Here is a 21,436-nt window from a genome sequence, read left to right as displayed (position 1 = left end):
ACAGCGATTGTAAAAAACCTAACTAAAGATAGGTTTATTAAGAATTTCTTCTATACATTTAGAGAAATTTGACTCGTTTCTCTAAAATCCATTAAAAATAATGGGAATATCACTTCCAAATTGTGGGGTTTTCCATTACTTAGGAATTAGCATCATCCATATTCCTTTTTTCTACAAATGGAAGAGCATCACTACCATGAATAACAACAAGTAAATAGCGAACTTCTGTAATTGGCTGTCAATTCGTAATTGTTGTAAGGGTTAGTGCTATTGACGCTAAAACGATTCAAGTAACATTTGGTCAAAAAGTCAACAAATCAACTTCTACTGGTGGCGCTTTGAACAAAGCTAGCTATTATGTAGATAACGTTGCACTTGGCACTTGGGATGCTGCTTCCACTTTGACTATGTCTGAGGATGGAAGAACAGTAACTATTAAATTGAGTGGCAAAACTCTTGTTAATGCAACTGATTATGCTATCGTAATCGATGGTATCAATGACTTCAAAAACGAAAATCCTGTTCCAAAATACACTAAAGTAATTACATTCAACGACACTGTTCGTCCAACTGTCTCTGGTGTAACTTATGATGACAGCATCACAGCACGTGTTGGCTTTAGCGAAGCGCTCTCTTCTGCTGGCACTGTTGTTGTATTGGATTCCACAGGTAAAGATGTAACTGCAAACTTTGGTACTCCAGGAACGGCAACTCTTTCTTCTGACAAGAAGAGCTTCACTGTTGACCTTAAAGACGCTAAAGTATTGAACAATGTGAATTACACTGTGAAAATTGTCGGTGCAAAAGATCTTGCTGGCAACCTTGTTAATCCTAACCCAGTAACCGTTACAGTTAAAAAGAACATTACTGAAACAGACGCACCAGTAGCTACTTCAGTTGAAGCTTTGGGATATGACAAAGTTAAAGTTACTTTTAACGAAAAATTGTCTGACCCAGGTAAAATTGCAGTTGGCGCAGGAACAGCTGTAGCTATCAGCACTGCTAGCACTGGCAATGCAACTGTTGACAGCACTGGCTTGGTTTACACTGTAACTCTTGCTGGTGATAACGTGCAAACAGCTGATGGTGTCTACACTGTAACTTTGACTGACTTTGTGGATCTGAATGGAAATAAAACAGCATCCGCAACTAAGGCTGTAAGTTTTAAAGGTGACACTACTGCTCCTGTATTTGGTAGCTCCCGTGTAGAACAAATTGGTTCTACTCAATACCTGGTTGTAACATATGATGATACGAATGTACAACCTCAGACTGCTGCTGGTGCTATTACTGGTACGTATATTGATGCTGACGGTATCGAGAAAGCAGCTAATATTGTTACTACTGGTAATGCTATCTATGATCCAAACCTTACTGGTAAATCGAATGCAATTCAAATTGCTTTGCCAGCAACTGTGGCTGACTACGGTACTTACACTGTAACTTTGCCAAAAGGTCTTGTTAAAGACACGGCTGGTAACCAATCTGCTGCGAAACAAGTAACGTTTACTCTGGGTCAAGGTAGCGATACTGCCAAACCAAAATTGACTGAAGCTAATTTGACTGTTCAAGGTGCATTGGGTGCAGATACAGTTAAAGCGGTATTTAGCAAACCTCTTGATAAGACAACTGCTCAAGATGTAAACAACTATCTTGTTGATGGTGTAGCAGTATTCAGCAAAGCAGTGTTTGACACTGATACAAAAACTGTTAAGTTGACATTGAAACCAGGTGCAATTGACCTTACTGGTGATCGTTTGGTAACAGTTAAGAACGTTAAGGATGTTTCCGGTAACGTAATGGAAACTGTTAACTTCTCTAAAGGGTTTACTGAGAACGTTAAACCAACCTTGGTTTCTGCTGCACTGACTACTCCTAAAACAATCACTCTGACTTTCAGTGAAGACCTGAAATTGTCTACAATTGAAGGTGTAAAAGCTGATGCAGATAAAGACTTGGTGATCTACTCTGGCACCGATGCTCTGACACTTGCAACTACAGCTACTATCGCTAAAGATGGAGATGACAAACATTTCGTTGTTACTTTGGCTGCTGACGTAACTGCTGATCAATTGGCAAAAGCTCTTACAGTCGAAGTTTTGTCTTCCAATGACATCGTAGATGTTGCCACTCCTGCTAACGGACTTGCAGCAACTACTGTGAATGTTGCGAAGTAATCGGAACATAACTTCTTAAGCGCAACTAAGTTGACGAAAGAAGTAAAGAAATGGCCTACCTCGAAAGGGGTAGGCTCTTTCTTTTTGTCTGTTTGTCAGAGAGTATTTACTTCCCTTACACAGAAAAAAGAGCCCATAGGGCTCCTATCCTCCATACTTCTTTAGAAAATCCTCCACAGCCTTATTCATGACATCCTTCACCGTGTAACCGGAATTGTTCACAAATCCAGTCAGTCTATCCGAGAACTGTGCCTGGATCTGTACCGTTTTGGTCACCGCTGGTCCCCTATACCGTTTCATATAAAGATCTTTTGGTTGATCTGTCGCCGTCAACTCTAGTTTATCTTTGAAGGTCATAGTCACTGCAAAACACTACTCGTTCTCACTTCAAAAAGCTAAAGACCCATGATTGATAGTTTAATTTGCATGCTGCTCAAGAAGAGTCTGCTCTGGTTCACTCATAATACTCACTAAAGAATATAAAGAATGCAGTTAGAACCGCAAAAATCACAGAAACCCTCCTTACTCAAAAAGGAAATTGTATTAACAGAAAATTCAAACATTTAATATATTTATAGACCATACCTGAAAGGAGGCAGAAAAACCAGCTCACGTCCACTCCTACGTTTACAAAACAAATACATAAACGTATACATCTACGTTTCGTAGGCGTAGATAAAACGAAACATCCGAGTAGGAGTGGGCAAAATGAGAGAAGACATGAGAACTGTTTTTGCAAGAGTAGCTGCGGAACATCAAGCAAAGAAGGAAGCAAGGGAAGCTGAACAGAAACAAGCTGATCAAATTGGGGCTTCTCCAGAGAAAGGAATCGTAGTACCCATCAAGTCAGGAGAGGAAAAAGTTCAAGAGAGAAAGAAACTTGCGCCGAATCTGAAACAGACCGAACAGACTTCACCGAAGAGAGTACAGCCACGTCCAAAAAACACGCTACAAGGAACCGCCGATGCTGCGAAACCGGTAGTAGCGCAGCCAAAGCCACAGCAAGAACAAACAGCAAAGCTGCCAAAAAGAAAGGCCCGTTTCGAGGAACGCTACAGGAGGGTGACTACCTACCTCGAAAACGACGTTTACGAGAAGGTACAGGAACTTCATGAAAGTGGAGAAATTGACCGGATCAATAACTTGGTCAACACAGCGGTCAAGTTGTACCTTCGGAAATACTACAGCTACGGAACCAATGAGTAGCCCAAATTCCCACAGATAACGCCTTGTACGCAACTGGAAATCAAAAAGTGATCAAGCCCACAGCCCTACGTCCCTCAGTGGATGTAGGGCATTTTTGCGTGGTTAGGAGGGAAAACGAGTGGAAATCATTTCTCAGTTTGAGCAGCACTTGTTGGAGAATGGCATTGCGCCGAAAACGATTGAGTCCTACACAGGGGATGTACGAGGATTTTACGAGTACCTGTCTGGCATGGGTGTAGAGAATCAAATAGACTTCAAACGCTTCTACGTCGTCAGCTATAAGAATCACTTGCAAGAAAATAAGTACGCCATCGCCACCATCAACAAGAAAATCAATTCCCTGCAAGCATACAACCTGTACCTGATCGAAAAAGGAATCATGACGGAACAGGTCGTCACCCTGCAACGGGATCGGATCAAGGTGGCAGCAGGCAGCGAAGGAGAGGTAGACGTTTTCTCTGAGCAAGAAGTCAATCAGTTGCTGTTCTTTGTCCAGGACAGGAGTAAGGTAATCCTGCGGAATCATCTGATTGTCCATCTACTTCTTTACACAGGAGTCAGGGTCAGTGAGTTGTGCGGCATTCAGTTGGCAGACATCGACTTCCTCACAAACACGCTACGGGTTACAGGCAAGGGAGGAAAGTACCGAGAGATTCCGCTCCGGCCAGACCTTGCAGAATTAATTCGTGAATACGTCCGGACAGAACGGCAGGAAAACAAGCATAAAGATAGTCCCTACCTCCTCGTTAGCCAGCGTTCCCAAAAGCTTCACAAGGACGCAGTCAACACTATGCTGGAAGGACTGGAGAAGCAGTTGGGTTTCAAGATGTACCCGCACAAGTTCCGGCATACATTCTGCTCCCGACTGCTGAAAAAGGGTGTGCCACTCACAACGGTTTCAAAATTAGCAGGACACGCCCATATCCAGACCACCGCGCACTACTACATCAACACTAGCAAACAGGAAAAGGAACTGGCGGTTAACCTTCTGTAGCCTTGCCTACTGGTACTTCTCTTTCTCCCATTTAAAAACGGACTTCACTAGTTGTAGAGCCAATTCGCGATCTTGTGTGGAACGCTCCGCCAGTAAATCAAGCAGCTGCTGCAGCTCGTCCGCTTGAGGAGAAGGGTCAATGTGCCGGAATAATTCTTCTAACGTAACATCAAGACCTTTGGCGATCTTCTCCAGACTCTCAACCGTCACGTTCTTTTCCCCGCGCTCCACTTGCCCGATGTAGTTCGTATGTAAACCGGACAATTCGCCTAGCTGTTCCTGGCTCAGCCCTTTCACTTTGCGGAGGAAACGGATGCGATTGCCTAAACGCTTAATCAATTCGGTCATGAAAACCACCTCAAGACAAGCTTAAAGGAGGTGGAAAAAAGCATACACACACTATAAATAGTAATTGACACTAAAGCAACACTAATAGATAATATTTCCTATGAAAATCTAACTCATAGTGTGTTTTTCCTATTAGATAATGACGGGGGAATAGTACAATGACAGACGTTTTGTTCTACGGCATTCTCATCATCCTTGCGCTTGGCATCCTTTCCTTTCTCTTTAAAGCTTTGCTCGGATGGTTCTCTATGATCTTCGACTTCCTGTTCGGCCTAGTTCGCTTTGTCTGGTGGGTGGTGACGCTGCCATTCCGTCTGATCGGAGCCATCTTTCGCCTGTTTCGGAAAAAGCCGACTGCGTCAAGGGAACGGGATCTCACCTAGTCCAGCAACATTCTTTCGGGAAAGACGATGGTTCGGTGGAGGGAGGTGAAAGACATGGCGCTTTGTAGCGAATGCGGAGGTAAGAAGAAAGTCCTTTGCGATTGCACCGGTGGGGTTGGAAAACATGCTGCCGATGACGATTGTTACGCTTGCGGCGGTTCGGGTGTACATACCTGCCCGGCCTGCAATGGTACAGGAAAAGAATAGGTGATCTTTTGCATAGGTAAGGCATTCTGTCGCCCGTAACAGGGACGATGGGATGCCTTTTTTCATTTTGAAGCAAGTAGACAAGGAGGGCACACATGCTGACACCAGCCCAACAGTACGAGCAGCTTGTCTTGCAGGAGGATAAGATCGTGTTTGGCATCCAGACCTGCGAGCATTGCGTCACACTGCTTCTGGACAACCTCTACCAAGCAGGAGAGCCACGTAGTCAACAGACGTACAACGAAATTCTGACCATTGTCCTCGAAGTCGAACAGCGGCTTCGGCGGGAATGGATGAACATCAAAATCCAAAAGGCACTACTAGCCAATCAAATGAAGAAGAAGGAGGAAGTGTAGCATGAGAACGATCAAAACTTTGGCAGATGTACGATGCTTGCGGGAAGCACAAGCCTTTTCCCCTAGCTTTCAGGCGTACCTGGAGGAAGAGTTTGACGGACTGAAAGAGGCGTTTGACTTCGACGGTTTGGACGAAGAATTTGCGCTGGATCACTACGGCTTCATGGTCGTGCTGGAGAAAGGAGACAACTTGCGGGACATGTCCGCAGTCGGCCTAAGAAGAGAGGACGAAGGCTTGCTTGGTAGCCTGCCGGAGTTTGTCGAGAAGGTAGAACGACACGATGAGAGCTGGTACAAGGTGGTCGTGATCTACACCAATGAGTACGCAATGGCTTTCTATGTTCCGTTAGAAGTTGTTGCCAAAGATAAAGAAATCCTAAACTGGCTGGAGGAGCATGTAGAATGAAAACAGACTATACAGCAGCAAAACGGGTCAACATTGTCCGACTGAAAATGGTGCGGGAATCAAGCGTTTTGTACCCGCAACGCCGAATCAGAATGGCAAAAGATGTGGTGGGACTGTTCCTGAAGTTTCTGGATGAAACGGATCGGGAGCAGTTCTTTTTGCTTTGCCTAAATACCAAGAACGAACCGACTGCACTCCACACGGTTTCGATCGGTTCCTTGGATGCTAGCATTGTCCATCCCAGGGAAGTGTTCAAGACTGCCATTCTTTCCAATTCCGCGTCGGTAATCGTTGCACATAATCATCCATCAGGTGACCCTACTCCAAGCAGGGAAGACCTTCAGGTGACAAAGACGCTCCAGCAGGCAGGAGAGCTGTTGGGCATCACCGTTTTGGATCACATCATCGTGGGCACAGAGGGTGCCTACTATAGCTTGAAAGAAGGAGGGGACATGTGAGCACATGAGCGAACAAAAACGATTTACATCCGACAGATACGTGACAAGGGGTGTCAATGAGGTAGTTCCCGTAGAGCTACAGCTGATCTTGTGGAGCATCCTGGAGAAAAGACAAGAACGGGGCGATCAGTTGGATTTTCTGCAGGTGTTCGAGCTTTCGGCAGAGTGGGTGGACGGAGAGCCATTACAGAAGGTGACCAATCGGCAGGAACAGCCCTTCCATGAGGAAGTGTTCTATGTGGATCACACTGAGAATCTGGCCATAGGGGTCACCGTGTGGATTGTGGACTCGCGAACGTATAGTACCATGCTCCTGCCAAAAGAATACTAAGGAGGCACAAGTATGAATCCAGCGTTAATCGTGCAGGTCGTTGTTTTAATAGCGGAGGTAATCGTTCTTTTGGCAAAAGGAAAAAGAGCATAAAAAATGTAAGGTGGCGGTTCAAAATCAGCCGAAAATGAGATATTCAAAGTAAAACGGAGAAAATTGTATCAAATACTGTGAAATTTGAAGATAACCTAGCTTGTCAAAATAACAGAATAAACAGGCATCTTTTTAAGGCTCGTTATCGGGCTCGAATGACTTGCCTGAATACTCAATCTAAATTTAGGAAGGCAAATTTGACGCTTCTCGGCTTTTTCCATTGGTTTCTTCTTCCCCTATAATATGAACCATAACGTCGATGCTACTACGATTCGAAAAGCAAGCATGACCGGAGAATACAGCGATCGGCAATCCTGTCTGATACTCCTCCACCCATTGCTTGTTGTAATTGGCAGGCAATGGAGTATCTGGCAAACGCATTAAACCAAGTAAAATCATTTGGTTACTATGATTAATGCAAGCATCATCTGTCCTTCGACAACAGAAAAAAACAGTAAAGGGGAATCCAACCATGAAACAATCTACATCCTTTCTAGCCTACAATGACCGGGACATCGTGACCAAAAATGCACTCCTTGCGCTTCTTGAGCGACAGGACGAGCTGTCGCAAAAAGTTTCTCGTCATGAGCTCTTTGTCGAAGCATGCGGGAAGCTGAAAGAAGACCTGACGAAACACCAACGGAAGTATTACCAGCGGCTCTATGACATGATGATGGAAGACTTTAGCTGCCAGAATTGGAGCAACTTGCAGTTGAGTGGGAGAAACTTGACCCATGCCAATTTTTCATGTGCATGTCTGAGAAAGGTTCAGGCCGTGGGCACCAGTTTTGTGGATGCTGACTTGGTTCATGCCGACTTACGCGGAGCATCTCTACGTGGAGCCGATTTCAGCTTTGCAGAAATGGTTGGCGCTACTTTACGCGGAGCTGACCTAACCGGAGCAACTTTCCATCATACTGACTTGCGTTGGGCCGACCTGAGCGGTGCCATCTTCAGCGGTAATGATATGACCGGAGCAGATTTGGAAGATGCCATTGGGGTACCCGATTACCTCCTGCAGTCCCTGTAATCATTCGTTAGGCCTGGATCGTGGAGTCTAGCTCCCATAGATTCCACGATCACCCTAGCGGTTTCGTTCGACACCGTTTTTGCCCTTTGGCAACTACAACTGAAAGAGGAGTGAATGTAGATGCTTTTGTCACAAGCGATTCACCTGTTCGACCTGCATCTCTCAGCCATCGACCGTAGCGAACAGACCCGATCTGGCTACCAAAAAGACCTGACACAGTTCCACCGCTTCTTGGAAGATCAGTACAATTGCCCTCCCTACTTGGAGGATGTCAAGCTCTCCGACTTGGAAGCATACCTGAGTTGGCTCAAGGAAGAAAAAGAGTACGCTCCCGCCAGTCGTAGTCGAAATCTCTACACACTCCGATCCTTCTACAACTACTGCTACAAAAAGGAACTGGTTGAGCGTAACATTGCCTTTTCGCTTGAGAACATCAAGCTGCAGCAAAAAGAGCGTACCTACCTGACAGAACCGGAAGTAAACGAACTGGTACAGGCCATCGACCATGACCTTATCCGGTTGGTGGTAACTTTCCTGTACTACACCGGATTACGCATCTCGGAATGCCTGAATCTGAAGGTAGATGACGTAGACCTGAACCGTCAGATGGTTCACGTTCGCGCTGGCAAGGGTAACAAAGACCGAGTCGTTCCGTTGTCGGACAAAATTGTGCCGCTTCTACGGGAGTACAGCGAACATGTTAGGCCACAGACTTCGGATCGTTTCTTTGCCACCGACAAGACAGGGAAGCTCTCTCCAGTGTACGTCAATCGGGTGCTGGCAGAAACCACTGAGAAGTTAGGCTGGAAAAAGACCGTCACCGCTCACATTTTGCGTCATAGCTTTGCGAGTCAGTTGGTCAAAAAAGATGTGAACCTTGTTCAAATTCAAAAACTTTTAGGGCATAGCTCTCTGAAAGTTACAAGCATCTATACCCATGCCGACACGGACCAACTGAAAGATGCAGTAAGTGTGTTGTAACCACCCAAGGGAGGCAAGGAAACATGTCCAATGCCAAAGTAAGAAAAATGATGCATGATATCCAACGCCAATTTGAATTGAACCGGAAAATAGATCGCTATGAAGCACGATTTTTTTATCATCTCCCTGCGATCACAGATGAGATGACGGTAGAAGAGAAGGCGTTTGCCCGAGAATTTGCAGGGTATGAGGAAGACTTCAGTCATCAGGATTGGTCTGGGATGGAGATCAGGAATCGAACACTTCAGGCATCCCAATTTGAAGGAGCGAATCTGAGCAACCTTCGTGCCTTTGAAACGGATTTCCTGAGTGCCAATATGGAGGCTGCTACCCTTAAAAATGCTTTTCTTCACAGAGCGAAACTAGACTTTGTCTCTTTTCGGGGTGCCGACCTAACCCATGCTAATTTGTCTCATGCTAGCTTGTACATGGCAGATTTTACAGGTGCTGATTTGAGTGGTGCCAATTTCACGCATGCCGATCTTAGTGGAGCCATCCTACACAATGCTTGCTTATATGGTGCAGATTTGACGCAAGCAAATCTAACGGAGGCAGATGTGACCGATGCCAGTTTCCAGGACGCTACCATGTGCAAAACCATACGAAAAGACATGATCGGGTGGACGGAATGGCATCAAAAACAAGTCAACTGGCGATCAAGAAAGGAACTGTGAACAGAGAGATGATCTCCTTCCCCTTTGTCTCCGATGTACTCCCTTCCGTACGTGAGAGAAGGGAGTGAACGTCTGGAAGGAGCATTCCTACAACAATCGAAAAAGGAGGAACTGATCATGCCACTTGAACAAGAACTGCTAGAAGAGCCTGTCGAAACGCCCTCCCTTGATCTGTATCCATACTTCATCAAAGACAATGATTTGTATGTCATCAAAAAAAGCAAAAAGAGCGAAGAGACGGAATACCGTGTAGGACGGTTGGTTCGGATCAAGAATATGAAGCAGGATATCGAGACAAAATCCGTCTGGATGACACTTGAATACTGGTTTAATAACCAGATGAACGAGCTTGTCATTTCACGTAAGCAGCTTCAACTCAATGAATTTACCAACCTGCTCGAAAAGGGATTGGACATCTACCATCACAAAGCAGGTGAGGTTCTGAAATTTCTTTCAATCCAAGAAGAGTTTGTGCCTACCACGTACGTTCATCATCAGGCTGGATGGGCCATACATGAAGAGAAACTGATTTACAAACATCATCACATCATCGGAAATGATGATCTACCTTCTGAATATGAGGGAGTGTTTCAGTTGAAAGCAAAGGGTACGCTGGAGAATTGGTTGGCTTTGGTAAAGCAGCGTGTGGTTGGGCATACACCGTTAGAACTCGCACTCACCTACGGATTTGCTGCTGCTGTTGTTTCCTTGATCGCGAAAGATCTGGACTTGGAAGTACTTGTTTCACATGCCTACGGAGATAGCTCACAAGGGAAGACAACGGCTGCACGCGTGTTTGTATCTCCCTACGGAGCTCCAACCAGCAAAGAGGGTGGACTCATTTGTAAATGGAATGGCACACAAAACGGAATTGTCGCTCAACTAGCCAATCACCACGGATTACCCATTGCGTTAGACGAAGCCTCTATGAATCGGATGAAGGACTTCACTGAAACCATCTACTTACTGGCAGAGGGAAGCGAGAAGGCGAGAATGACCAAAGAACTGGCCCTCCGTGAGCGTAGAACATGGTCAGGGGTCATCTTTTCCACTGCGGAGCATTCCCTGCAAAAGAAAGCGAATCAAAATACGGGACTCAAGGTTCGGCTGTTTGAGTTTGGGAATATCTTTTGGACAACCTCAGCGGAACATGCAAATCAACTGAAAGTCGGACTCCTTGAAAACTACGGTCATGCAGGCCCCATCTTTTCTCAATTCCTCATCAACACCGGAAAAGAGACAGTCATGGACACATGGAGGAAATGGGCAACCATCTGTCTGGAGAACATGACGATACGAGATGCCTTTTCTCATCGGATCGCTGATAAGTTGGCACTCATTATGGCAACGGCAGAACTGGTAAACCAGACGTTTGACTTCACACTGAACCTTGACGGAATGCTGGACATGCTGGTAGGTATGGAACAACAATCCGCAGGACAGCGTGACATTGGCGAAAATGCGTACAACTACTTCAAACAGATGATCATTCAGCACCGGTCCAAGTTTGATGGTGAGAGTTTCCCAGCAAAAGCCTATGAATGCTGGGGGAAAATTACGCAAAAGGGGTCAGAAACAGAGGTAGCTATGCTTACGACACCGTTTAAGCAAATGATGGCAGACGGAGGCTTTGAAGATTCAGATGTCATTCTGCAAAGCTGGAAAGAAAAAGGCTACCTCGACCATGATGCGGATAAATTGACTCGCAAAAGAGCCATTGTGCAGGTCGTTGGGACGGAAAACGATGGGATTGTCCAAGCTGAAACCAAGGCAACATCCAAAAGGGAGCTCACCTACTGCATCCGAATCAAGGAGAACATTTTCGACATGCGAGAGGAAGGAAGCCTCCCAAATCAATTGGTAAAAGCGAGAAAGATGGCTTCCGGTCAAAATGCTTCCCCTGTTTCCCTGTACTTCAAGCCAGAAAATGAATAAACCAAGCCCCTTCTCTACAGCCTTTTGCAAAGAGAAGGGGACGATTTCTTTCAAGTAGGAGTGATGATCGTGGCATTGCCTGCAGAAAAACGACCTGTCTATGACGACCGAGTCAAAGAGATCCAACGAATGTTGACGGAGGGAAAAACAAGGGAACATGTAGCAAAGGAGCTGGGATACAGTAGTGTAAGCTCCATGCACACGGTCATGAATCGAAAGAATTTTATGTGGGATAAGCAAAAAGGGAACTACGTCCCCACCTTTACAAGAGTTGGTGAGCGAGAGAGCATTCCCGTTATGGACTCATCCAAAGCGGGTCAGGTAGTCGCCCTTTTTGCGAAAGAGGAAGCGGATGCCAAAGTGATCGCAAAGCGACTGGGTTTTGGGGATCACCGCGAGCTGGCAACGTACATGACAACCAAAGGGTATGTCTGGAATGCTGAGCAAAATAATTACATCAAAATGGTTGGAGAGATCAAGGAAGAGAGCGAATCTTTTGCTGCGGAAAAGATGAAAGACAAACTCATGTCCGAGATGCCAATTCCATCACCAACAAAAGGAAATTTGCCTGCTGAAGAAGGAATGGCTAAGTACATGCCGCTTCTAGAGATGCTGGATCGCAATAAAGACAAACTTGTTGATTTGCTGGTGCCAGGTAGCGAAACGGGCAAAATCCCTAGGTATGTGGTTCCAGGTGTAGCGAAAACGAAGACGGTACACATGATGAACATGTTAGAGCAGCTCGTGGTCGATTTCAATCGGGAAAAGAACATTAGTCAACGAGAAATTTTCGAGGTGGCTCTCATCGAATTTTTCCGCAAATATGGCTACGAACGTGAGGTAGAACAGCTACTTGGACAACGATAAAGACGGTAAAGGGAGGGCAGGCAACTGTCCTCTTTTTTGTTTTCCTAGTTCGAAAAAGCAAGAAATACACCATGCGCCCCTGTTCGCTCGGATTGCCCCTAATGAACGCCCCTGTGGGTACAGCCTAAAAGGCCATGCACAACAAGGGTTTCGCTCCTACGCCCCTGCTGCCCCTGTGAAAAGGGGGAATGTTAGAAAAGGAAAAAAGGGTGCATTCTTCTCCTTTCCGGCTCAACACAAGCAGAATAGTATGGGTATAAGGAGTTATCGGTACAATGCCTTTCAAGGGTTTTTCGTGGAAAAATGGTATAATGGTATCCAAAGGGGTGATGGTGATGTTACCTGAAAAAAATGTTCCTGATGTACGTATCCCTGACGAGTTACTTCATGTGATTCAGAAAACAGGGTATGGAAAATCGATGGATGAAAAAGTGAAATTGTCTTTATCCATCGGACTCTTTGTGGAGAAATCGGTGACGTTGGAGAGAGCGGCTGAGCTAGCTGGGATGCCTCTAGCCCAGTTTATTGAGATATTACGAGTGAAAAAAATTCCTTGGATGGAGTTTACGGAAGAACACCTCGAAGAAGATTCGTTTGCCATCCAGAAGTTCGTAGAGGAAGGTAAAGCGGATGACAAAGCTGATTAGTAATACCAGTCCTCTCATTGCTTTATCCATGATTGGTCAGCTCCATCTTCTCTGGGAGTTGTTTGATCGAGTCTTTATTCCACAGGCGGTTCTTACGGAGATTTGTTCTCCAGAGGATGAGTTTGCCTTTGGAAAAATGGAAGTCATGGAAGCGATTCGTGAGAAGAGGATTGAGTTGTACGAGGTACGAGATGAGCTGTTTGTCGAGCGGATGTATGGCAAATTACATCATGGTGAGCTTGAGACAATCGTGGGTGGCATGGAACTTCAAGTTGACTTTGTTTTGATTGATGAGAGAGCTGCCCGAAACATGGCAAAATCATTCTTCCTCATTCCAATGGGTTCCATCGGTATTTTGCGACTTGCCAAGAGAGTTGGAAAGATTGAGGCGGTCAAACCTTATCTTGATTTGTTGGTTGAAAAAGAGTACAGGATTTCCAAGCGAATGTATGACGAGGTACTAAGGCTTGAAGGAGAAAACTAGAAACATGTGACGTGAGAGAATCAGTTGATTGTACAACTTCCTTACCTTTTAGAAAAGAGGGAAGCAACAGCTACAAAAATGTACATCTATTGCTTGAGGTCATGTTTTTAGTGGTTCGCAATTTTGAGGATTTATGCTTTTCGCAATTATGCTGGGGCAACAGGGGCACCGATTGCCTTTCCTTGTGAGACATGGAATTTGACACGTACCCACTGGGGCATTTTGCTGGGGCGCTTCCTTTTTACTGGGGCTCAGATTGAGGGGACTCAGCAACCCAAGGGAGCGTCTGCAACTTGCCTACAATTTTTTTGTCTGAAGGGACATTTCCTTGCCAGACATGAGGGCAAGCCAACTTCTTTTGGACATCTATTGGAAACCTACTTATTGAACAACTGTTATCTTTTTTCTGTGGATCTGCTACTTGTTGCAACTTGTTTCTTCCATTATGTATTGATTAACAAATGGTCGAACAACACGACTCCCAAACTCCTTGAGTGGCAAGGGTTTTGGAATTGGGGATTTTTAGGGGAAACTAGGTTGGGGTTGTGCTATTAACACTGCTGGTGCTACTGTAACTCTGGAAGGTGCAAGCATCGCTGCAAACTCTGATTTGACACTGACTTTTGGTGAAGAATTGGATGCTACTACAGTAAATGCAAACAACATTTACCTGACACAAGACGGCGTTAAACAATTGGCAGCACTGTCTTATGACAAAACAACTAAAACAGTAACAATTGCAGCGCCAGCAGGTGGATTCGCTCCTGGTAAAGCGTTTGTGTTGAATGTTGGTACTGGTTTGAAAGGTGCTTCTGGTAAAACCCTTTCTGCGGCTAAAGTAGTTAAATTTAATGTAGCTGCTACTCCAGTTGTACTTAAAGCTAGCGATGGTACTAACGACCTGACAAATGGTTCCGTACTAACAGCTCAAAACAATTCTATTATAGTAACATTTAATATTCCAATGGATATTAACACACTTAACTCCACAAATGTTAAGCTGTTCAACGTAACTGACAATGCATATGTACCTGTAGGTATTACTGCTGCCTCTACCTCTGTTACAGTAAACAGTGGTAATGTTACTTTAGATGCTAATAAAAAGTATCGTGTAATTGTTAAAGCAGATGTTGCTGATCTTTCCGGAGCAAAACTTGGGAAAGACTACACAGTAGACGTGTTCTCTTCTGGAGCAGTAACCTTAACAAACTTCTCTCCAGCTAATGCAGCTACTGGAGTTTACAACAAAATCACTGCTTCTGCTGGTAACAGTGCATTTAGATATCTTGCTCAATTTGGTGCAGACATGGATGCTTCGACCATCAATGCAACAAACGTTACATTGACTGAGACAGCAACAGGTAAAGTTGTTGATTCAACCGTTACTTACGAAGCTGGTTCCCGATATGTAAACATTGTTCCAAAAGCAGACCTTGAGGAAAACACAAACTACACAGTAACTTTTGGTTCGAAAATTAAGTCTGTTGATGGTCTTGCTATCGCTAAAACTGTTAAGACCTTCACAACGGGTGATTTCTCTGCTCCAACTGTAGTTTCTGTTGTACCAGCTACTGGAACAACTAATGTTGGTCTTACTGACAACATCGTTCTCAACTTCAGCGAGAAAATGGCTGCAATTACTGCAGACACAGATTACGTATTGAAGAACGAAACTGATGGTGTTAACGTTACAACAGCTGGTTGGGCACTTGTACAAAGCGATGATAAGAAATCCTTCACGCTTACACCCGCTAAATCCGGTGCTAACGTTCTCAAACCTAACAAAACATACAGCTTAACTCTTAAAAAGACTATCAAAGATCTTGCAAATAACACATTGACAGCTGAACAAAAAGTAATGTTCAACACAGTAGCAGCAACTGCTCCATCTGTAACGAACGTAACTTCTGGTTCTGCTACCGGTACTGTTGTAGCTGCGGATTCTACTGGTTTGGGACTGACTTCTAAGTTGTTCTTTAACTTCCCAGTTGCTCTCAATACTGCGACTGTCAACACTACTAACGTAGTTCTGGAGAAATTTGATGGAACTACTTGGGTAGCTGCTGCTGGTCCAACAGTTACAGCTGCAAACAATGATAAATCTATTGTGGTAGATGCATCGGGAAGTGCCCTTACAAAAGATACTCAATACCGCGTTCGCATTACTAACGCAGTTAAAGATGTATTTAATACTCCAGTTGCATCTGAGTATGTGTTTGGTTTCTTGACAGGTGCTAAACCAACAGCTTCCGCCCCACTTGTAACTATCGGTGGAACACCTAACAAAGATGCAAACTTGGCTGTAGGCGTAGACCGTAACACTACAGTAAAAGTTACAGTTGGTGATGATACAGCAGTCCTTGCTTCTTCTGTAAACGCTAATAACGTTTACCTGAAGGAAACTGCAACTGGTGAGAAAGTTGCGGCGACAGTTGTATTCGCGGCTGGTACAGCTACTATCACCCCAGATGCTGATCTAAAAGCTGGAACTCAATACACAATCGTTGTATCTGGAGTAAAAGACCAAGCTGGTAACACAATCACTGATACTACTTGGAACTTTACTACTAAGAACGATGGTGCAGCACACCTGGTAAGCATCACACCTGCAGATAACAGCTTTGATGTTGCCACAGATGGTAACATTTCAATCGCATTCGATAGTAAAATGAAAACTCCAGTTCTTGGTACTGATATCGTGCTGACAGTTGATTCAGTTCCATTCACTGCTGCTGATGTTTCTCTGAGTGCAGATGGTAAAACAGTAACAATCGATCCTACTTACAGTTTGCTTGCAGATAAGATTGTAACTGTTACTGTGAAGTCTACTTACCAAGCTGCTAATGGTGTAGCTCTTGGAGGGTCTGACCAAACTGCTGCCTTCAGAACTTCTGCAACGTATGTGAAACAGAAGGTTGCTTCTGTTCAACACGTTGATGTAGGTAACGATGGAATTAAGAATGATATTGTAGTTATTAATCTGAGTGCACCATTGACTACAGCTGAAGCTACTGCACTTGCAACTCCAGCAAATGTTGCTACCTACTTCACTGTAGCTAATGGTTCTCTAGTGAACACTGAATTTACTTCAGCTGTTTCTTCAGATAACATGACTGTTACATTAACATTTAGTGGCTCAGCTACAACTAGCGCTGTAGTTGATAACTTTACTACTGTCGCTGCTGATGGTACTAACCTAGTAGATGGCAACCAAGTTCCATTTGCAACAACTGCTGTAAAAGTAACAAAACCTTAATAACTACTAAAAAAAGAGTCCGAGAAATCGGGCTCTTTTTTCCTTTGATCAGAGGAGCGGCTCGCTCCTTTTGTAATCCATACTCACTGGAAAATCTTCTGCATAGTAAGCGTCAAATAAGACAGTGGATGGTAACTTCCCGAAAACTGTAGGACAATCCTCTCAAGTAAAGTTTTTAAAGTAAAGTTGAAAAACTTCAAATGGAGGTTAGAGTTGGATACTAGGGAAGTCACTAGCCAATATCGTTTCAACCAGTGGACAGAGATCGTCCGTCAATGCCGCAGTAGTGGGCAGACAGTCGCTGTGTGGTGTGCTGAGAATAACATCAAACCAACAAGTTATTACTATTGGTTAAGAAGGATCCGTAAAGCCGCTTGCGAGGTGCTTCCATCACTTAGTGGAAACAATCCAATCGTTCCAGTAAATATTCCAGACCGCGCGGTTGAGACTTGCTCTTCGGATCAAGAATCGTCGTCGGATATTGTATTGAGTTTTGGGGCTGTAAAACTGGAAATTCGCAACAATGCATCAGCAACGTTGATCGAAAACACCCTGAGGGCACTGCAAAATGTTCGGTGATATCTCGAAAGCGGAGAAAATCTATATCGCTTGTGGTTACACAGACATGCGAAAGTCCATTGATGGACTCGCCGCCATTGTCCAACAGAACTATCAGTTGAACCCTTTCCAGAACAGTCTGTTTCTCTTTTGTGGCCGGCGACGGGATCGGCTGAAAGCACTCTGTTGGGAAGGAGATGGATTTGTTCTCCTTTACAAGCGATTGGAAAACGGAAGTTTTCAATGGCCAATGAATGCCGAAGCCGTTCGCTCCATCACATACCAGGAATTTCGCTGGCTACTAGAAGGCCTGTCCATAGATCAACCGAAGGCCGTGAAAAAGATTAATATCGCTACTTGTATTTAACAGCAAAACGACCTGCAAATGCGCATGGTTACTGGGCCTTTCGGCCCTTTTGTGGTATACTGGATATAGAAGAAATCGGTAAAGGAACGGTATTTATGAGCGCTGCAGATCAGGTAAAAGTACTCGAAAATCGCATAGGTGAACTGGAGTTGGAAAACAAACGGCTCCATGAAACGGTTGAATATCTGACGCGCAAGCTCTTCGGCAGAAGTACCGAGAAGACATCGTCCTTTTCTTTGGGGCAGATGTCTCTTTTTGATGAAGCAGAAACCCAAGCCGATCCGATGGCACCAGAGCCTGACCTCAAGCAGGTAGGGGGTTACCAACGAAAGAAATTTAAAGGTCAGCGGATGGAACTCTTAAAGGATATCCCACACGATAAACGTCTTTGTACTCTGGTTGAAGAAGACCGCTTTTGCGAAGCATGCCACACTACTCTTGTATCGGTAGGTGAAGAATTCGTCCGTACCGAAATCGAGTTTATTCCTGCCAAAGTTAGGGCCATCGATTATTATCGTGAAACCTTTGAGTGCCGCACCTGTCGTAAGAACGGGGAACCCTATATGGAGACATCACCAATGCCTGATCCGGTGATTCAGCATTCCATGGCATCTCCCTCCACAGTCGCATGGGTTATGCATCAGAAGTTTGTCAACGCCCTTCCTCTTTATCGTCAAGAAAAGGAGTGGAAGACACTGGGTGTGAACCTAAGCCGCTCTGCCATGGCTAATTGGATTCTAGCCGCATCACGTGACTGGTTGATGCCATTGGTGAAGCGAATGCATCAGAAGCTCATGCAAGAAAAATATCTGCATGCTGATGAAACGACCGTCCAGGTAATGAATGAAGAGGGACACAGCATCCGGAATTTCTTGAGGGTTACCTTCCGTGGAGCCCAGAAGTTCAAGAAGCCTGCAAATAGAGCAAAACTCAGAGAGCAGAACTCAGTTTACACGAGTTTCTGTTCTTTTTCTATCCACCGAGTTATTTGACGCTTACAAACTAGCTGAAAAACCCTCCGCAAACTGGCTGCAAAACAGAGCCTCCCCCATCAATGTGCTCCACCTTTCATTCCCGGCAAGGAACCGATCGGTTTTCTCCTCCCTGCAAACTATAAAAACTACAGAGAGTTACTTTAACTATGATTGGTTTTTATTTTTTTAAAAAAAACTTAGAAAAATTTCTATCTACTACTAAAGGTGCAAGTTAAATATTCCGATATATGTAATGTGACCATCAAGGAGGATGATTTTATGGCACTAGTGCTTACAAGAAAACCTGACGAATCGATTATAATTAACGGTAACATCAGAATTAAGGTTTACAAAGAAGATGGAATGATGAAGTTATTTATTGAAGCTCCAAAAGAAGTTAGTATTATTCGTGAGGAACTACTCCTTAAGAAAGAGTAGACCTTATAAAACTTGGGTAAATGGATGTACCCAGGTAACTAAATTACACGGAGGTTTTTAGAATGAGAATTAACCATAACATTGCTTCACTTAACACGTATCGTCAGTTGAACACCAACACTGCTGCAACAAACAAAAATATCGAGAAATTGTCTTCCGGATTGAAAATCAACCGTGCTGGTGACGATGCTGCAGGTCTGGCAATCTCCGAAAAAATGCGTGGACAAATCCGCGGTTTGGACATGGCTGCGAAAAACGCTCAAGATGGAATCTCTTTGATTCAGACAGCTGAGGGTGCATTGAACGAAACACATAGTATTCTACAACGTATGCGTGAGTTGGCTGTTCAATCTTCTAACGGTACGAATACGGATGCTGACCGCGGTGCTTTGCAAGATGAGATGAACCAGTTGACTTCTGAAATCAACCGTATCGGTAACACAACTGAGTTCAACACTCAGAAGCTATTAAATGGAGGCTCCGTTGGTACTTCGGTTAATGTAAATGCTGCAACAAAAGGTGCTGACAAAGGTGTTGTTTCCGGAGTAACAACTCTTGCATCAGGTAAAGCTGCTGTTGGTGCAATATTCGATACTGGTGCTTTAACTGCACTAACTGCAGGACAAAGTGGAACACTTACGTTTAATGGAGCTAAAATTAATATTACTGCATCGGCTTCTGATACTGGGGCGGCGGTTGTTTCAAATATTTCTGGAGATAGCATTGATATAGCGCTAGATACTACTGCCACTACTGGTGATGATACAGCAGCTAAACAAGCTACAGCAATTGCAGCAGCATTAAATCAGATGAAAGCATATTCTGGTTCTCCATTAGCTGACTTTACTATCTCTGGAGCAGCTGGAAAAATCACTTTCACAGGTACAACTGCTGCTGGTGCAAAAAATAACAGTCAAGTTATTACCACTTCAGGTAATGTAACAATTGCGTCAACAACAGGAGCTGCACAGCTTACGACAAAAGGTGTCGATGAAGTTAAAGGACAACTATCATTCTCAATCGACAAACAATTTAACTTAAATGACACAATCGTATTTGGTGGAGTAACATTTACAGGTAAGTCAGCGTCTACAACTGGACTAGCAGCTAATCAATTTGATATTGATGGTGATGCAAAAGCACAGGCTGAAAGTCTTGCAAAAGCTTTGAATGCAAATGCAACTGTTGGCGGACGTTACAATGTAATTACGTCAGGAAGTAAGTTAATCTTAACTGAAAAAACTGGTTCTGCTACAACTGCTCAGGCAATGGGCACTGTAACATCAAGTGCTACAGCTGGAGTGTACAATCTAAATATTGATGACAACACAATGGTTAAAAATGGTGGAAAGTACACTATCGATGGTGTTGACATTAAAGTAACTAATGACGCGTCAGATGCTGGAATTGCTAAAGGTACGTCGATTCTTGCTGGTGCAGATAAATATGAACAAGCTAAAAATTTAGCAACTGCACTTAGCTTAAATACAACCCTTTCTTCTAAGTATACAGTAGCAACTGGTTCTCCATCTAATCAGGTTACGTTAACTCAAAAGACAGGTCAAGAATCAAGAGTAGCTCCAAAAGTTGATACGAATGTGCAAGCTGAGAGTGGTTTCTCTGTTAGTTTCCAAATTGGAGCTAATAGTGGACAAACTATGACTACTAACATTCAAGATATGCGTTCTCAAGCTCTTAAAATAAGCTCTAATGCATCTGGAACAGTTAAGGCTGCTAATGGAGCAATTGCTTCATTAGTAGAAAAAGCAAATGTAACTAATGGAACAAACAACGATAATGTTGAGTACTCCCTTGATATATCTAGTAGTGAAAAAGCAACCGCTGCAATTAGTGTTCTTGATGATGCAATTAATACTGTATCTTCTCAACGCTCATCATTAGGTGCATACCAAAACCGTTTGGAGCACACTATCAACAATCTGAACACTTCTTCCGAAAACCTGACTGCTGCTGAATCTCGTATCCGTGATACAGATATGGCGAAAGAAATGATGGAACAAACCAAGAACAACATCCTTGCTCAAGCGGCACAAGCTATGTTAGCACAAGCCAATCAGCAACCGCAGGGCGTTCTGCAATTGCTCCGTTAATTTGGGCCAAACACCGAGAGACCTTAGATTATCTAGGGTCTCTTTTCTATGCTTCTACTAGCTAGTTGAAATTATGTGATCGATTCAATGTTCCCGGTATAAATTAGTTAGACATCAGTTAGAGGGTCTTTTGGTCTAATGAAACGGTCTTAGAT

The 21,436-nt window shown here is 44.1% G+C and carries 24 protein-coding genes; 21 read left to right on the top strand and 3 right to left on the bottom strand.

Annotated elements, in window-relative coordinates; translation table 11 throughout:
- Window positions 1-338: 338 nt before the first annotated feature.
- On the top strand, window positions 339-2,177 hold the full coding sequence (locus C3B52_RS24110) for a hypothetical protein (RefSeq protein WP_103108933.1): 1,839 nt from the start codon (window positions 339-341) through the stop codon (window positions 2,175-2,177).
- Window positions 2,178-2,321: 144 nt separating this feature from the next.
- Here C3B52_RS24110 and C3B52_RS37870 read toward each other — a convergent pair whose 3' ends face one another.
- Complete coding sequence (locus tag C3B52_RS37870) at window positions 2,322-2,453, bottom strand: hypothetical protein (RefSeq protein WP_268811903.1); 132 nt, start codon at window positions 2,451-2,453, stop codon at window positions 2,322-2,324.
- Window positions 2,454-2,885: 432 nt separating this feature from the next.
- On the opposite strand from C3B52_RS37870, the gene C3B52_RS24100 reads away from it, so the two are divergent.
- Complete coding sequence (locus C3B52_RS24100) at window positions 2,886-3,383, top strand: hypothetical protein (RefSeq protein ID WP_103108931.1); 498 nt, start codon at window positions 2,886-2,888, stop codon at window positions 3,381-3,383.
- Window positions 3,384-3,501: 118 nt separating this feature from the next.
- A complete protein-coding gene (locus C3B52_RS24095) occupies window positions 3,502-4,377 on the top strand; it encodes a tyrosine-type recombinase/integrase (RefSeq protein ID WP_103108930.1) in 876 nt (291 codons plus the stop codon).
- Between the two features lie 6 nt (window positions 4,378-4,383).
- On the opposite strand, the gene C3B52_RS24090 is transcribed toward C3B52_RS24095, so the two are convergent.
- The gene (locus C3B52_RS24090; RefSeq protein ID WP_103108929.1) at window positions 4,384-4,725 is read right to left on the bottom strand and encodes a helix-turn-helix domain-containing protein; all 342 of its coding nucleotides are present in this window, start codon (window positions 4,723-4,725) and stop codon (window positions 4,384-4,386) included.
- A gap of 158 nt (window positions 4,726-4,883) precedes the next feature.
- Here C3B52_RS24090 and C3B52_RS24085 point away from each other — a divergent pair, with 158 nt between their 5' ends.
- The 5 genes from C3B52_RS24085 to C3B52_RS24065 all read left to right on the top strand — a co-directional run bounded on the left by C3B52_RS24085 (window position 4,884) and on the right by C3B52_RS24065 (window position 6,866).
- The gene (locus C3B52_RS24085; protein WP_103108928.1) at window positions 4,884-5,108 is read left to right on the top strand and encodes a hypothetical protein; all 225 of its coding nucleotides are present in this window, start codon (window positions 4,884-4,886) and stop codon (window positions 5,106-5,108) included.
- 302 nt (window positions 5,109-5,410) lie between these two features.
- A complete protein-coding gene (locus C3B52_RS24080; RefSeq protein ID WP_103108927.1) occupies window positions 5,411-5,671 on the top strand; it encodes a hypothetical protein in 261 nt (86 codons plus the stop codon).
- Window position 5,672: 1 nt separating this feature from the next.
- Window positions 5,673-6,077: a hypothetical protein gene (locus tag C3B52_RS24075; protein ID WP_103108926.1), complete on the top strand. Its 405-nt coding sequence runs from the start codon at window positions 5,673-5,675 to the stop codon at window positions 6,075-6,077.
- Window positions 6,074-6,535, top strand: coding sequence for a JAB domain-containing protein (locus tag C3B52_RS24070; RefSeq protein ID WP_103108925.1), 462 nt, complete (start codon window positions 6,074-6,076; stop codon window positions 6,533-6,535). Before C3B52_RS24075 ends, C3B52_RS24070 begins: the two co-directional genes overlap by 4 nt.
- A 4-nt stretch (window positions 6,536-6,539) precedes the next feature.
- Window positions 6,540-6,866 carry a DUF960 family protein gene (locus tag C3B52_RS24065; protein ID WP_103108924.1) on the top strand — a complete coding sequence of 109 codons (327 nt, stop codon included), beginning with the start codon at window positions 6,540-6,542 and terminating at the stop codon, window positions 6,864-6,866.
- A 276-nt stretch (window positions 6,867-7,142) separates the two neighbouring features.
- Here the strand turns inward: C3B52_RS24065 and C3B52_RS24060 are convergent, their stop codons facing one another.
- Window positions 7,143-7,358 (bottom strand): hypothetical protein, encoded by a 216-nt coding sequence (locus tag C3B52_RS24060; RefSeq protein WP_103108923.1) that lies wholly within the window; start codon window positions 7,356-7,358, stop codon window positions 7,143-7,145.
- A 73-nt stretch (window positions 7,359-7,431) separates the two neighbouring features.
- Between C3B52_RS24060 and C3B52_RS24055 the strand changes: the two genes are divergently transcribed.
- The 13 genes from C3B52_RS24055 (at window position 7,432) to C3B52_RS38040 (ending at window position 21,281) form a co-directional block, all read left to right on the top strand.
- The gene (locus C3B52_RS24055; protein ID WP_164684905.1) at window positions 7,432-7,989 is read left to right on the top strand and encodes a pentapeptide repeat-containing protein; all 558 of its coding nucleotides are present in this window, start codon (window positions 7,432-7,434) and stop codon (window positions 7,987-7,989) included.
- A 120-nt stretch (window positions 7,990-8,109) separates the two neighbouring features.
- Window positions 8,110-8,970 (top strand): site-specific tyrosine recombinase/integron integrase, encoded by an 861-nt coding sequence (gene xerA / locus C3B52_RS24050; protein WP_103108921.1) that lies wholly within the window; start codon window positions 8,110-8,112, stop codon window positions 8,968-8,970.
- A gap of 23 nt (window positions 8,971-8,993) precedes the next feature.
- Window positions 8,994-9,644, top strand: coding sequence for a pentapeptide repeat-containing protein (locus C3B52_RS24045; protein ID WP_103108920.1), 651 nt, complete (start codon window positions 8,994-8,996; stop codon window positions 9,642-9,644).
- 117 nt (window positions 9,645-9,761) lie between these two features.
- Complete coding sequence (locus tag C3B52_RS24040; protein ID WP_164684904.1) at window positions 9,762-11,579, top strand: DUF927 domain-containing protein; 1,818 nt, start codon at window positions 9,762-9,764, stop codon at window positions 11,577-11,579.
- A 69-nt stretch (window positions 11,580-11,648) separates the two neighbouring features.
- The gene (locus C3B52_RS24035) at window positions 11,649-12,446 is read left to right on the top strand and encodes a hypothetical protein (protein WP_103108918.1); all 798 of its coding nucleotides are present in this window, start codon (window positions 11,649-11,651) and stop codon (window positions 12,444-12,446) included.
- Between the two features lie 335 nt (window positions 12,447-12,781).
- Window positions 12,782-13,093: a UPF0175 family protein gene (locus C3B52_RS24025; RefSeq protein ID WP_103108916.1), complete on the top strand. Its 312-nt coding sequence runs from the start codon at window positions 12,782-12,784 to the stop codon at window positions 13,091-13,093.
- A complete protein-coding gene (locus tag C3B52_RS24020) occupies window positions 13,077-13,577 on the top strand; it encodes a DUF3368 domain-containing protein (RefSeq protein ID WP_103108915.1) in 501 nt (166 codons plus the stop codon). The genes C3B52_RS24025 and C3B52_RS24020 overlap by 17 nt, the downstream gene beginning before the upstream one ends.
- A 550-nt stretch (window positions 13,578-14,127) precedes the next feature.
- The gene (locus C3B52_RS24015; RefSeq protein ID WP_306418833.1) at window positions 14,128-16,833 is read left to right on the top strand and encodes a beta strand repeat-containing protein; all 2,706 of its coding nucleotides are present in this window, start codon (window positions 14,128-14,130) and stop codon (window positions 16,831-16,833) included.
- 213 nt (window positions 16,834-17,046) lie between these two features.
- Window positions 17,047-17,412, top strand: coding sequence for an IS66 family insertion sequence element accessory protein TnpA (gene tnpA, locus C3B52_RS24010; RefSeq protein ID WP_103108913.1), 366 nt, complete (start codon window positions 17,047-17,049; stop codon window positions 17,410-17,412).
- Window positions 17,402-17,758, top strand: coding sequence for an IS66 family insertion sequence element accessory protein TnpB (gene tnpB / locus C3B52_RS24005; RefSeq protein WP_103108912.1), 357 nt, complete (start codon window positions 17,402-17,404; stop codon window positions 17,756-17,758). The genes tnpA and tnpB overlap by 11 nt, the downstream gene beginning before the upstream one ends.
- Before the next feature lie 95 nt (window positions 17,759-17,853).
- Window positions 17,854-18,750, top strand: coding sequence for an IS66 family transposase (locus tag C3B52_RS24000; protein WP_373419744.1), 897 nt, complete (start codon window positions 17,854-17,856; stop codon window positions 18,748-18,750).
- Window positions 18,751-19,011: 261 nt separating this feature from the next.
- On the top strand, window positions 19,012-19,170 hold the full coding sequence (locus C3B52_RS23995; RefSeq protein ID WP_103108911.1) for a carbon storage regulator: 159 nt from the start codon (window positions 19,012-19,014) through the stop codon (window positions 19,168-19,170).
- Window positions 19,171-19,232: 62 nt separating this feature from the next.
- Window positions 19,233-21,281: a flagellin N-terminal helical domain-containing protein gene (locus C3B52_RS38040; RefSeq protein ID WP_103108910.1), complete on the top strand. Its 2,049-nt coding sequence runs from the start codon at window positions 19,233-19,235 to the stop codon at window positions 21,279-21,281.
- The last annotated feature ends 155 nt before the right edge of the window (window positions 21,282-21,436 follow it).

Origin of the sequence: Brevibacillus reuszeri (assembly GCF_002897295.1) — a bacterium.
GTDB lineage: Bacteria > Bacillota > Bacilli > Brevibacillales > Brevibacillaceae > Brevibacillus > Brevibacillus reuszeri_A.
This window is presented reverse-complemented; position numbering and strand designations above follow the sequence as displayed.

What these genes read in the sequence shown, in the direction of transcription:
- C3B52_RS24100 (WP_103108931.1), top strand. Translation starts at nt 2,886, where the DNA reads ATGAGAGAAGACATGAGAACTGTTTTTGCAAGAGTAGCTGCGGAACAT.
- C3B52_RS24090 (WP_103108929.1), bottom strand. Translation starts at nt 4,725, where the DNA reads ATGACCGAATTGATTAAGCGTTTAGGCAATCGCATCCGTTTCCTCCGC.
- C3B52_RS24085 (WP_103108928.1), top strand. Translation starts at nt 4,884, where the DNA reads ATGACAGACGTTTTGTTCTACGGCATTCTCATCATCCTTGCGCTTGGC.
- C3B52_RS24080 (WP_103108927.1), top strand. Translation starts at nt 5,411, where the DNA reads ATGCTGACACCAGCCCAACAGTACGAGCAGCTTGTCTTGCAGGAGGAT.
- C3B52_RS24075 (WP_103108926.1), top strand. Translation starts at nt 5,673, where the DNA reads ATGAGAACGATCAAAACTTTGGCAGATGTACGATGCTTGCGGGAAGCA.
- C3B52_RS24070 (WP_103108925.1), top strand. Translation starts at nt 6,074, where the DNA reads ATGAAAACAGACTATACAGCAGCAAAACGGGTCAACATTGTCCGACTG.
- C3B52_RS24065 (WP_103108924.1), top strand. Translation starts at nt 6,540, where the DNA reads ATGAGCGAACAAAAACGATTTACATCCGACAGATACGTGACAAGGGGT.
- C3B52_RS24060 (WP_103108923.1), bottom strand. Translation starts at nt 7,358, where the DNA reads ATGATTTTACTTGGTTTAATGCGTTTGCCAGATACTCCATTGCCTGCC.
- C3B52_RS24055 (WP_164684905.1), top strand. Translation starts at nt 7,432, where the DNA reads ATGAAACAATCTACATCCTTTCTAGCCTACAATGACCGGGACATCGTG.
- xerA (WP_103108921.1), top strand. Translation starts at nt 8,110, where the DNA reads ATGCTTTTGTCACAAGCGATTCACCTGTTCGACCTGCATCTCTCAGCC.
- C3B52_RS24045 (WP_103108920.1), top strand. Translation starts at nt 8,994, where the DNA reads ATGTCCAATGCCAAAGTAAGAAAAATGATGCATGATATCCAACGCCAA.
- C3B52_RS24040 (WP_164684904.1), top strand. Translation starts at nt 9,762, where the DNA reads ATGCCACTTGAACAAGAACTGCTAGAAGAGCCTGTCGAAACGCCCTCC.
- C3B52_RS24025 (WP_103108916.1), top strand. Translation starts at nt 12,782, where the DNA reads ATGTTACCTGAAAAAAATGTTCCTGATGTACGTATCCCTGACGAGTTA.
- C3B52_RS24020 (WP_103108915.1), top strand. Translation starts at nt 13,077, where the DNA reads ATGACAAAGCTGATTAGTAATACCAGTCCTCTCATTGCTTTATCCATG.
- tnpB (WP_103108912.1), top strand. Translation starts at nt 17,402, where the DNA reads ATGTTCGGTGATATCTCGAAAGCGGAGAAAATCTATATCGCTTGTGGT.
- C3B52_RS24000 (WP_373419744.1), top strand. Translation starts at nt 17,854, where the DNA reads ATGAGCGCTGCAGATCAGGTAAAAGTACTCGAAAATCGCATAGGTGAA.
- C3B52_RS23995 (WP_103108911.1), top strand. Translation starts at nt 19,012, where the DNA reads ATGGCACTAGTGCTTACAAGAAAACCTGACGAATCGATTATAATTAAC.
- C3B52_RS38040 (WP_103108910.1), top strand. Translation starts at nt 19,233, where the DNA reads ATGAGAATTAACCATAACATTGCTTCACTTAACACGTATCGTCAGTTG.